Genomic DNA, 11,794 nt, shown 5'->3' on the forward strand with positions numbered 1-11,794 from the left:
TCCTTATTCTTAAAATTTAACCCGGAAGTCCTCTTAGTCTTATAAGTAAAGCGTAATAGTAAAATGTGCCAGTGGTTAAATGATTTATAAGTTGAGCTAAACCAGTACATCCCAATCAACTTATGTATCAATAGATTACCTTCAAACTTGTCTAAACAGCAAGGGGGGGGCATTTTATAGAATACTTGTTTTGGTTCCGAGGTAAATTCTACGCTATAATAACATACGTAGAAATATTATTGATTATTCCTCCTCATCGGCTTCTGCTTCACTTGCAGCTTCTTCTGCATCGTGCGCTCTTATAATGTCATTTTTAAGGATATTAAGTTTCTTTAATTTTGCCTTCCAGGTTTCAAGAGTTTCTTTATGGCTTTCAACACGTTTAATAACATCACGTACTAAAGGGTTGTCCTCTGAAGCATTAGAAAAGAATTGAAGGTTTGTTTCTAACTGGCGAATCTCTCCTTTGCTTTCTTCTATTTTCTTGCGTATAAAACTACGTTCGTTTTGAATAGCACGCTCATTATCGGCATTTGCCAGCTCCTGGATTTTATTGCCGTATTTTAGTAATTCTGACTCTTGCCTATCAATATCTAATTTCTTGAATATTCCATCAAGAATTTTATTGAATTTCTGGTCTATATTCTTCTTCTTAAATGGAACCCTGCCGTATGATTTCCACTCCGCAATAAATGCTTTTATCGTTTTTAAGTCATCATCTCGCTTACTGGATAATTTAAAAGCTGATAATTTTTCAAGGCAAGCGCTCTTCTTTTCAAAATTTTCTTGTTCTTCTTTAAGGCCTTCATTTTTTAAGGCATGTAGACGGTCAAAATAGTGGTTGCATGCAGTTTTGAACTCCTTCCATATCTTATCTGAGTATTTTCTAGGCACATGACCAATTTGCTTCCATTCGTTTTGGATGCGTTTCATTTCCGGAGTTGCAATGTCCCATTCTTCACTGTCCTTTAAGGAAACGGCACGATCTAATAAAGCTCTCTTTTTATCAAGATTTTCCTGCTGTTCCTTTTTTAAATTTTTATAGTAAGCATTTTTACTTCTATTAAATTTACGTACCGCCGTTTTAAAGGCGTCCCACGTTTTTTCATTTTGGTTTCTGGGTACTTTTCCAGCACTAAAAAAAGCATTTCTTTGTTCTTCTAATTTTTTAATTTGTTGCTGAAGGGCTTTATGGCTGGTGGCAACATTTTCGGACATAGCCTCAATTACTGAGATTATCTCGTTTTTTTTAACCAGATTCTTTTCATATTGAGCATCCAATTCCTTGTAATGATCTTGTCTTCTCTGGTGTAATACCTTTGTAGCATTGCTAAACCGTTCCCAGATTTCCTCCCGATGTTCCTGACCAACCGGACCAATATCTTCTTTCCAGATTTTGTGCAACGTTTGTAAATCTCTAAAAGCTATGGTTAAATCGGGTTCTTTTGCTAATGTTTCTGCCTGTACAACCAATTTTTCTTTCTCTTCTAAATTGTGCTTAAAGTCCAAATCCCGCAACTCACGGTTTAGGTGAAGAAAATCATAGAAAATTTCAATGTGGTGTTGGTATGTGCGCCAAACATTATTATACTCTGTTCTTGGTATAGGGCCTGCATTGCGCCAGTTTTCCTGTAGTTCCTTAAATGCCTTGTAGGTGGTATTCATGTCCTCATCAACATTTACCAAGCTTTTAAGTTCTTCAATGATTTCTAGTCGCCTACTTAAATTTTCTTTAAGATTTTTTTCGAGGGATTTATAGTATTGATTACGCTTTTCACGATAATCTCCGTATACCTCGTTAAATTGTCTTTTGGTAACAGAATTATACCTAAAGTCTATCTCGTTTCCGCCACTGGCAATAAAGTCTTCCTTTTTACTTTCTATAAACTCTTGGAATTTTAGATCAAATTCTGATTTAATTCCATCCACGTGTTTCTTAATGGCCTGTACTTTTTCTGTACGTACAAGTTTCTGCAATTCGCCAACCAAATTTTCCATAGACATAGAGTGGTAGTCCAAAAGTGGAATCGTATGCCGTTCTTGGTTATCTGTGTCTTCGGCATCTTCGGCGTTGTTCTCGTCTATCTCGTCAAGAACATCTTCTGCTTCATTAACTGTTTTATCACCTTTCTTAGGCGCAACAGCAGTAGGTTCTTCCATTGTAACTGCTTCAGACGAAATATCTTCTTGAGGTGTGCCCAATTTTTGTGCATCAGGCGTTTCTTTTACTACGTTCTCATTTTCGGAGCCGCTTTCCTCTAATATTCCGGATGGTTCATTTTTAGGAATTTCCACTGTTTCCGAAGTTTCCGTAGGAGTAGTGACCTCAGTGTTTTCAGTGATTTCTTGTTTGTTCTCTTCCCCTACGTTATGTTGTAGTTCCCGTTCCTTATCTTCCATCGTATATAAGATATTGATTTTGCAAATTGCTAGGGTAAGATACTAACAACCGCTCTAATGACAAAGAGGATAGGGGTATTTTAGCTTTTGATTAAAACCAAGGGAATACAGAAGAACCCTTTAAATACCAGTAAAGGTGGAAGTTGCTTTGGTTTAGGTAGTTACTGTTGGAAATTATAGAGGGTTACTATATTAACTTTCTTGCCATATCTCCCATGAACGGTCCGCCTGAAGTTCTAACATTCGCAAACCGTTGGAAATCTGAGCTCCTTTGGTCTCTCCAGCAGTCAGAAATGCAGATTTTTCAGGGTTGTAGATCAAATCGAATAGAAAATGTCGGTCACTTATAAATTCATAGGGTAGGGCAGGTCGTTCCTTTATATTAGGGTGTGTACCTAATGGAGTGCAGTTTACTAAAATGGTATGATCTTTTAAAATACCTTCTGTAACCTGTTCATAGCTAATTTTGTTATCCCCTACATTTCTTGAAACGAAAATATAAGAAATGCCTAGTTCTTCCAATACGTAAGCTACAGCCTTTGAAGCACCTCCAGTACCTAATATCAATGCTTTTTTATGATGAGGTTTTAGAAAAGGGGCCATTGCATTTTTAAAGCCGTATGCATCTGTATTGTAGCCTTTTAGTCCATTTTTGGTAAACTGTATGGTGTTTACGGCACCAATCTTTTCAGCTTCTGTATCAATTTCACTCAAATAAGGTATCACCTCTTGTTTGTAAGGTATGGTGACGTTCATTCCCTTAATGTCTGTGTTATTTTTTAGAACATCCGAAATTTCCTCAATAGCTTGAAAGTCAAAATTCTCGTAGGAATAGCTTTCTAAACCCAAATCTGCAAATTTTTTTGTAAAATATCCTCTGGAGAATGAATATGAAATATCTTTTCCTACTAATCCGAACCTTGTTCTTTTCATGTGTTTTTTTATTAAAAATCGAAAGCGTATTACATTGTTAGTTCCGTCTCTTTTCTAATCTTGCCATACCAATCCAATAATAGTAGAATAGCAATGCCCACTACCACAAAAAATAGGGCCCACCATGTTTCAGAACTTGTTAAATCAGGAAAAAATCGTTCGTAATTACTAATGATTTCTTTTCCGTTGCTATCCAGAAGCAGCTCACCTGAGGAATTAGTTTTAAAAATAGTACGTTTCCAAGGCCAAACCACGCCCAAGGAACCTGTAATAAAACCAATGATAACTGCTGTGGTAATGTGCTTGAAGTTTTTAAGAACGTATGTCAATAAATGAGACAAACTAACCAGGCCTGTTGCGGAACCTGCTGTAAATACTGCTAATATAGTTAATGTTCTTAAACGTTCTGGGTTGTCGGTAAAGCTATAATCACCTATTAGAACTTCGGCAAATGTATCGTATAATGCGTTTACGGAGTCTACCAATAATAATACGTAATTACCCAGCAGAATAAGGATGAACGAACCTGAAAGGCCGGGTAAGGTCATACCGGAAACACTAATAATACCACAGATAAAAATAAAAAACAAATTATCGTTTTCCTTCGCAGGATTTAAAAAGCTTATGGATATGCCTACAACAAATCCAATTAAACCAGCAATTATGGTCTTTTTGTTCCAATGTTCAAAATCTTTGGATATGTAGTAGATAGAGCCTAAGATCATACCAAAAAAAGCCGCCCAAACATAAAGTTCTTTCTGCTCTAAAAAATAGTCCAACAGTTTTGAAATACTAAAATAGCTAACAAGCATGCCAAAGATAAGGAGGGAAAGAAAGGTTCCATTAATATATCTATAAAAGCTGCTGAATCGTCCTCCTAGGAGAAGTTTAAAAGCTTTGCCGTTTACTTTTTGCAGGGAGTAGATAAATTCTTCGTAAAACCCGGCAACGAACGCAACGATACCGCCAGATACACCGGGTACTTTATTAGCAGCACCCATGCACAGACCTTTTATGACCAAAAAGAATTTGTCACTAAATGTTCTGGTGTTGTACATGAAAATGAACTTATTTTTTTGAAGCTGTTCTTTCAAGTATAAAAATAACCAAGAAGCCGGCTAATGCCGCTATAATCGCAACCATAAGTTGATTATCGCCATCAAAGTTAAATGGACTTACATTTTCATCTATGGTAATGATTTTTTCGCCTATCTGCTTCGTGTCCAAAACTCTTTTCCATGGCCAAATTTTATTCAGGGAGCCTACAATAAAGCCAGTAAGTAGGGCAAGGGTTAAGTTTTTCTGATGGTTGAACATCCATTTTAAAAGCTTAGCAAAGCTTAATAGACCAAAAATTGCACCAACACCTACAACGCCAATAATCTTCAAATCAAGATTATGAACGGCATCAATTATGGTTTTATACGACCCCAGAAGGACTAAAATAAAAGCTCCCGAGATACCTGGTAAGATCATGGCACAAATGGCCAATGCTCCGGACAAGAACAAATAGGGTAGGCTATCCGCACTTTCAGATGGCGGTAGTGTTGTAATGTAATAGGCAATAGCAGCTCCAAGAACAAGGGCTATTATAGACTTGGCCTCCCACTTTTGTACTTCTTTGCCCACAAGTAGGATACTGGCTATAACAAGACCAAAAAAGAAAGACCAGATAAGTATAGGTTTGTTTTCCAACAACCAGCTCACTAATTTAGCCAAGGAGAGTACACTAATGCCTATTCCTAAAAACAAGGCTAGTAAGAAATTTCCATTCAATTTTGTCCATGCAGCTTTAAGTCCATTTTCCTTTAGTTCTTTAAAGAGAGAAAGGTCTACATTATTAATAGAGGAGATAAGCTCTTCGTAAATTCCGGATATAAAAGCGATAGTACCGCCAGAGACACCTGGTACAACATCTGCGGCGCCCATGGCCATACCTTTTAAAGTAATAAAAGTATAGTCTAAAAAATTTCTATTTTCCATGTGGTTTGTTCGTTGAAAAGCAAAAATAGCTTTTAAAATTTGAACGTAGGAAAAAATGAATCAAGCGCTTATATTTTTTATAGATTAAAAATACAAGGACTTGATATTTAGTTGTTTATTTTGCAGATTTTTCTGCCTTTTCTACAGCTTTCAATACCCATTCTGATTTGGTGTATTGTGGAAACTCCTCAAAGAAAAGAGATAGTTTTTGAAGGTCTAGCTTTAAAGCATCCATTAAACTAATACGTCCATTGATTACATCTTTATTGCTTAAATGAAATCCTGCGGCCTTATATTTAAGTTCGGCACTTTCTGGATAGAATTCTTGACCTTGTGCTAAAATTTGTAATGCGCTTGCGGCATCTTCATTATTCAAAACAACATCTGCCCAATTTAGCCATGTTTTTAACTCGTAATTACCAAGGTCTACGGCTTGTTTAAAAGCAAAATCAGCTTGATCATACTTTTTCAAAGCTGCATTTATATAAGCACATTTTTTCCAGTATAGAGGATTTTCGCCATCTATGTTCAAGGCTTTGTTTACGTAGTAAAGTGCTTTTGTATAATTTTCTCTACGGAAATAAAAATCAGTAATCGCCAACCAACCCTTATCCAGTAAAGGGTCTTCATGAACGGTATGATAGTAATAATACTTGGCCATATCATCATTCTGAAGTTTTTCATGACATTTTCCAATTCGCAAATAGGCATGAGAAGTAGGGTCTTCCATTTTAATGGTAGTCTCATAGTTCTCTATTGCTTCATTGTATTTACCCATTTTTTCAAGGACTTTTCCTTTCTCGAAATAGGCGCCTATAAAAGTGTCATCGGAAATTATAGCAAAATCGTAAGCCGCTAGTGCTTCGGTATGCATCTTCTTGAACATGTACTGCTTTCCTAGTTGATGCCAAGCTACCTCGCAATAAGGATTTCGCTCTAAATAGTCGTTTAAGTAAACAATAGCACCATCATGGTCTTCTAAGAACTCAAAGCAATAAATGACATTATAGAGTGAGGAATAGTCTTGTTCATCAAAGGAAACACAACGCATAAAGCTCTCCTTGGCTAACTTAAAATCATCCATAAAGAGATATTCCATTCCCAATAAGGAATGAATATCAAAGCTATTCTCTGCCAAACTTAGTGCTTTGTTCAATAAAGCTACTGCTGCTTCGTGGTTGTCTTTTTTTGAATATATGTTGGCGCGCTGAATATAGATTTCTTCATTGGTAGCGTCTAGTATTTGAAGCTCATCTAAATATTGCTCAGCAACATCCAGTTGGTTTTCAAAAACTAAAACTTCTATATTCAACAACTTTAATTCTGTTGAATCAGGATGTTGCTGAAGACCAATTTTGATGGCTTTTTTTGCAAGTGCTATTTTACCATTGTTCAAATAGTGATGTATAATATCCTCAAAATCTTCCGCGTCAAAGAAGTAGACATCGTCAGTTTTAAGCATTGATTCAAACTTGGCAATTGGCCTGTTCGGCCTTTCGTTGGATTCTAACGCCATAGGAACGTTTTGGTTAAACTATGTTATTAAAAGTAGCGTTTTGAAGGGCTCTTTTGAACGAGATCCACCTATATTATTAACAAATTAGTTAACATCTTATTGCTCGTAACCTTCTAAAACTTCAAGTATTATGCCACAACCGCTTTCAATTTCATCTGTGGAAATGGTTAATGGAGGAGAAATACGAACTGCTTTTGGTTCAAAAAGCAGCCAAAACAATACCAAACTTTTCTTGGCACATGTCAGCACCAGGTAATTGGCAATCTCGGCATTTTCTAGAATTAAAGCTAACATAAGCCCTTTTCCCCTAATTTCCTTGATTAGTCGGTGTTGAAGCAGTTTTCTAACAAGAGCTTCTTTCAAAAGGGTTTCTGGAATAAGTTGTGTCTCGCTAATTTCTTTTAAAGTAGCCATACAAGCAGCGGCAATGACAGGATTCCCCCCAAAAGTAGTAATGTGGCCCAATTTAGGATTATCCTGCAAAGTGGCCATAAGTTTGTTTGAAGCGGTAAATGCTCCAACGGGCAGTCCGGAAGCCATTCCTTTCCCAATGACTAAAATATCCGGAATACAATCATAATGCTCAAAAGCGAATAATTTGCCGGTACGCCCAAAACCAGGCTGAATCTCGTCTAAAATTAACAATGTACCAGTTTCATTACAGCGCTGGCGTACCTTTTTTAGGTAATCATTGCTGGGCTCTATAAAGCCAGCGCCCCCTTGGATGGTCTCTAAAATAACTCCGGCGGTCTTTTCTGTAATGTTCCTTAAATCGTCCTCATTATTAAAACCTATAAAACCTACATCTGGTAAAAGTGGTCTAAAGGCGCCTTTTCTTTCTTCATACCCCATAAGGCTCAAACTACCCATAGTATTGCCATGATAGGCATTGCGTGCGGCTAAAAGCTGACTTCTGCCTGTGGCTCTTCGTGCTAATTTAAGTGCGCCTTCAACAGCTTCTGTACCACTGTTTACCAGGTAAGTAGTTTCTAAGGATGGGGGTAGAAGGGAGGCGAGTAATTTTGTATAGGCTACGGCAGGTTCTTGAATGTATTCACCATATACCATTACATGCATATAGGTTTCTGCTTGCTTTTGAACTGCGGCTACAACTTTAGGGTGACAATGACCAAGGCTACAAGCGGAAACACCGGCAACAAAATCTAAATGGGTATTTCCATTTGAATCATATATATAACTGCCCTTGGCATGCGAAACTTCTAAGGCCAATGGGTATGGCGAAGTTTGCGCTTGGTATTTTATAAAATCTTGTTTCATTGAACGGAACTGGAAGTCACTTTTTTAAGCTTAGGTCTAAGTATAGGACTAGAGGCTTTATCATTTGCGGGTGGAATCTTGTTTACAGGGTCACTGGAGTTTCCCGTTCGTTCAGCTTCCTCAGCATCAATATCAATAGGGTTTTCTATACCTCTAATTATGGGAAGGACAATGTTATTGTCATCATCATCAAAAATATCTTCCTTGGTCACAATACGTTCATCACCACGCCAAATAAATCCTTTCAATTTCCTACTTTCTATGGGAAGTTCCGTTTCGGGGAAAATGTCGCCATCTGGCTCTATAAAGAACGAGAGGTCTTCAACATCATTATTGGCCATTACAATATTAATTTTACTGCAGATGGTTTTATCAATTCCTATGAGTTCATCATCATCATTGTACATGTAATATATAACCTCGGTATTTTTGACCAAGTCTATGTATTTTAACTCATTTTCAATAAATTTTCCAAACAGGTCTTTTCCCTTGGCTTGGTTGTAACCGGTCATGCTAATACTATCCAGAGAAATAATGAAGGCATTTTCCAATACTTTTAGCGAATCTAGCTTTTCTGTTATAAGGTTGGAGATAAGGTGAATGCTATCTCCCGTCATTTGATTATCGCCGTTCCACAATACGGGGTTACGTATTAATTGAGTGATTCCTGACTTTTCAGATGAATGAATGGAATCGCACTTTCCGCTTAAGTCAGTTTTGTAGAATTTAGCGTTTCTAAAAGCTCGTAGCACTCGGTTTTCAGGTTTTCCGGTAATCATCAAAGTATCACCATGCATATATAATGAATCCTGTTCAACAAGACTGATGGATACTGCTCTCTTAGTAGCGAAAACGGAATCTTTGGCTTTAAAGACTTCCGCATAATGTGCACGTATAATACCATTGTTGACCGTATCTGTAACTATGATATTATTAGTTGCGGATGCAAACTCAGAGGCTTTATCAAAATATACGCTATCACCCTCTATAATACGGTTGTTGTAGTCAATACGGGTGTTTTTTATGCCGTATCCACTTTCAATCTTAGTATCGTAAAAACCGCGTTCGCAGTAAATTTTGTATGCATCTCCAGTAATAGTTGAAGGTCCGTACATATAAGCGTTTTTAGACGTGGTGTAATAATCAAGTTGTTCAGAATCAAGTATGTATTGCGGGTTGTCTATATGAACGCTGTCTAGGAATTGATATTTGTCTAGCTCCATAAAATAACGCCCAATTTCACTGGTCAGTGTATTTGTTGAATCTATTATAGTACCTGAACTGTTGTAATAGGATTCCTGTTTTTCCCTATCAAAATATAACGTATCTGTTCGCAATGTCATCTTTCCACTCTGCTGATCTGTTTCTAAGAGTACGCTCTCAAAAGCTTTGGCCAGTTTTGTTTCGCCATCATAATTGATTTTACCACTTGTCATCTCTATGGAGTCCCCTTGTTGTAAACGAACATTTCCCAAAGCGCGTAACCTATTCTCCTTTTGATAATATATGGCGATGTCACACCAGAGGTCTGCTCCTTGGTGTTCAAATTGAACTTGTTTATCGTCTTTACTAAAAATGGAAGCTCCTGGAAACTTAACTTCGTTCTTAGTAAAGTTGGCACCGTAAACAATGTTGATTTGTTTGCTTTGGGTAGTATCCTTAGAGGAAGTCTTTTCTTCTTGTGCGTGACCAATGGTAATAGCGCCAAGGAAAAACAAAAAAATGCGGAGTAGATTCAATGCTATCTGAATTTTGGCCAAAAATAGGTTTTTTTCAAGGAAGCAATATAGTTTAGGATAGATTTAGGAGGATTATAGATTGCCCTGAAATCTGATGTATTCCGCACTATCCTAAACTACATATCGGAATTTGTATTCCGAAGTTCTTTAGTAGCTTTACTATTACCTGTGTATGGTTTGTGTACGGTCAGGCCCTACAGAAACTATTTTAATTGGCACTTCAAGTTCTTTTTCCAAGAAATCAATGTATGCCTGTAGCGTATCAGGTAACTGGTCTGCGCTGCTCATTTTTGTAAGGTCTTCTTTCCAACCTTTCATTTCTGAATATATAGGCGTTACGTTTTCTGCTTCAATATTAAAAGGAAGGTGTTCTATTTTATCACCTTTGTAATTGTAAGCTGTACAGATTTTTAAGGTGTCAAATCCACTTAATACATCGGCTTTCATCATCATCAATTCGGTTACCCCGTTAATGATAACGGCATATTTTAAAGCAACAAGGTCTAACCAACCACATCTTCTGGGACGGCCGGTAGTAGCACCAAACTCATTACCAACACGAGCCATAGTTTCACCATCTTCATCAAAAAGTTCTGTTGGGAAAGGACCGCTACCTACTCTAGTTGTGTAAGCTTTAAAAATACCTTTTACGTCACCTATTTGGTTTGGGGCAACCCCAAGACCTGTACAGGCTCCTGCAGCAGTAGTATTACTAGAGGTAACAAAAGGGTAGGTTCCAAAATCAATATCCAATAAAGAACCTTGTGCACCTTCTGCCAATATTTTCTTTCCGCTTTTTTGAGCTTGGTAAAGATATTCCTCGCTGTCAATAAAGCTTAATTGTTTTAATTCTTCAATAGATTCAAAGAAATCTTTTTCCAACTCCGCTAAATCATACTGAATATCTACATTATAATAAGCAATCATGGCTTCGTGCTTATTGGCCAAGTTGCGGTATTTTTCTTTCCAATCAGACATTTCAAGGTCACCTATACGCATTCCGTTGCGCCCTGTTTTGTCCATATAGGTTGGTCCAATACCTTTAAGGGTAGAACCGATCTTAGCCTTGCCTTTGCTGGCCTCGGATGCGGCATCTAACAAACGGTGCGTAGGCAGGATAAGATGTGCCTTTCTTGATATGAGCAATTTAGACTTTACGTCTAAATTGAATTTTTTTAATGCGTCTAACTCTTTTTTGAAGATTACCGGATCTATTACCACTCCGTTACCAACAATGTTTAAAGCGTTTTTGTGGAAAATGCCCGAAGGTATGGTGTGCAATACATGTTTAATACCGTCAAATTCCAAGGTGTGTCCTGCATTTGGACCCCCTTGAAATCTTGCAATGATGTCATAACCTGTTGTAAGTACATCAACGATTTTTCCTTTTCCTTCGTCTCCCCACTGTAATCCTAACAATAAATCTACTGCCATTTAAAATTTTGGTTAGCTGTTCGTGTTTTCTTTTTTATTTCGAGTACCATAAAAATAAAGGGAGTGTGTATTGATTTTAATATCAAAAACTTCCTCAATGGTTTTCTTTATAGATTGAATACGAGGGTCGCAGAACTCCATAACCTCACCTGTATCGGTTAAAATAACATGGTCATGTTGACGGTCAAAATATGATTTCTCGTATTGAGCCTGATTTTTACCAAATTGATGCTTGCGAACCAGTTTACACTCTAATAAAAGTTCAATGGTGTTGTAGAGTGTAGCGCGACTAACCCTGTAATTCTTATTCTTCATATTTATGTACAGCGACTCAATGTCAAAATGCTCTTCGCTGTCATAAATTTCTTGAAGTATGGCATAGCGTTCGGGTGTTTTTCTATGCCCGTTCTCTTCTAAAAAAGTAGTGAAAACGTTTTTTACGATTTCTTGATTTTTGTTGGCTGCCATCACTAGGGTTATATTCGTCAATCCGCAAAGGTACGGTTATATT

The 11,794-nt window shown here is 37.2% G+C and carries 9 protein-coding genes; all 9 read right to left on the bottom strand.

Features of this window, described 5'->3' with window-relative positions; genetic code table 11:
- Nucleotides 1–243: 243 nt before the first annotated feature.
- The 9 genes from KO521_RS02440 to KO521_RS02480 all read right to left on the bottom strand — a co-directional run bounded on the left by KO521_RS02440 (nt 244) and on the right by KO521_RS02480 (nt 11,751).
- Nucleotides 244–2,400 (bottom strand): DUF349 domain-containing protein, encoded by a 2,157-nt coding sequence (locus tag KO521_RS02440; protein ID WP_215938315.1) that lies wholly within the window; start codon nt 2,398–2,400, stop codon nt 244–246.
- 192 nt (nt 2,401–2,592) lie between these two features.
- Complete coding sequence (locus KO521_RS02445; protein ID WP_215938316.1) at nt 2,593–3,333, bottom strand: shikimate dehydrogenase family protein; 741 nt, start codon at nt 3,331–3,333, stop codon at nt 2,593–2,595.
- Nucleotides 3,334–3,362: 29 nt separating this feature from the next.
- A complete protein-coding gene (locus KO521_RS02450; RefSeq protein WP_215938317.1) occupies nt 3,363–4,391 on the bottom strand; it encodes a DUF368 domain-containing protein in 1,029 nt (342 codons plus the stop codon).
- A 10-nt stretch (nt 4,392–4,401) separates the two neighbouring features.
- Entirely contained in the window at nt 4,402–5,316 is a 915-nt protein-coding gene (locus tag KO521_RS02455) for a DUF368 domain-containing protein (RefSeq protein WP_215938318.1), read from the bottom strand.
- Nucleotides 5,317–5,431: 115 nt separating this feature from the next.
- Entirely contained in the window at nt 5,432–6,832 is a 1,401-nt protein-coding gene (locus KO521_RS02460) for a tetratricopeptide repeat protein (RefSeq protein WP_215938319.1), read from the bottom strand.
- 96 nt (nt 6,833–6,928) lie between these two features.
- Complete coding sequence (locus KO521_RS02465) at nt 6,929–8,110, bottom strand: aspartate aminotransferase family protein (RefSeq protein ID WP_215938320.1); 1,182 nt, start codon at nt 8,108–8,110, stop codon at nt 6,929–6,931.
- The gene (locus KO521_RS02470; RefSeq protein ID WP_436801483.1) at nt 8,107–9,810 is read right to left on the bottom strand and encodes an OstA-like protein; all 1,704 of its coding nucleotides are present in this window, start codon (nt 9,808–9,810) and stop codon (nt 8,107–8,109) included. The genes KO521_RS02465 and KO521_RS02470 overlap by 4 nt, the downstream gene beginning before the upstream one ends.
- A 201-nt stretch (nt 9,811–10,011) precedes the next feature.
- Nucleotides 10,012–11,283 carry an adenylosuccinate synthase gene (locus KO521_RS02475; RefSeq protein ID WP_215938321.1) on the bottom strand — a complete coding sequence of 424 codons (1,272 nt, stop codon included), beginning with the start codon at nt 11,281–11,283 and terminating at the stop codon, nt 10,012–10,014.
- 12 nt (nt 11,284–11,295) lie between these two features.
- Nucleotides 11,296–11,751 (bottom strand): Fur family transcriptional regulator, encoded by a 456-nt coding sequence (locus KO521_RS02480; RefSeq protein ID WP_215938322.1) that lies wholly within the window; start codon nt 11,749–11,751, stop codon nt 11,296–11,298.
- Nucleotides 11,752–11,794: the final 43 nt, after the last annotated feature.

Origin of the sequence: Zobellia uliginosa, from assembly GCF_018860745.1 — a bacterium.
In the GTDB taxonomy this organism is placed as follows: Bacteria; Bacteroidota; Bacteroidia; order Flavobacteriales; family Flavobacteriaceae; genus Zobellia; species Zobellia uliginosa_B.

What these genes read in the sequence shown, in the direction of transcription:
- KO521_RS02440 (WP_215938315.1), bottom strand. Translation starts at nt 2,400, where the DNA reads ATGGAAGATAAGGAACGGGAACTACAACATAACGTAGGGGAAGAGAAC.
- KO521_RS02445 (WP_215938316.1), bottom strand. Translation starts at nt 3,333, where the DNA reads ATGAAAAGAACAAGGTTCGGATTAGTAGGAAAAGATATTTCATATTCA.
- KO521_RS02450 (WP_215938317.1), bottom strand. Translation starts at nt 4,391, where the DNA reads ATGTACAACACCAGAACATTTAGTGACAAATTCTTTTTGGTCATAAAA.
- KO521_RS02455 (WP_215938318.1), bottom strand. Translation starts at nt 5,316, where the DNA reads ATGGAAAATAGAAATTTTTTAGACTATACTTTTATTACTTTAAAAGGT.
- KO521_RS02460 (WP_215938319.1), bottom strand. Translation starts at nt 6,832, where the DNA reads ATGGCGTTAGAATCCAACGAAAGGCCGAACAGGCCAATTGCCAAGTTT.
- KO521_RS02465 (WP_215938320.1), bottom strand. Translation starts at nt 8,110, where the DNA reads ATGAAACAAGATTTTATAAAATACCAAGCGCAAACTTCGCCATACCCA.
- KO521_RS02475 (WP_215938321.1), bottom strand. Translation starts at nt 11,283, where the DNA reads ATGGCAGTAGATTTATTGTTAGGATTACAGTGGGGAGACGAAGGAAAA.
- KO521_RS02480 (WP_215938322.1), bottom strand. Translation starts at nt 11,751, where the DNA reads ATGGCAGCCAACAAAAATCAAGAAATCGTAAAAAACGTTTTCACTACT.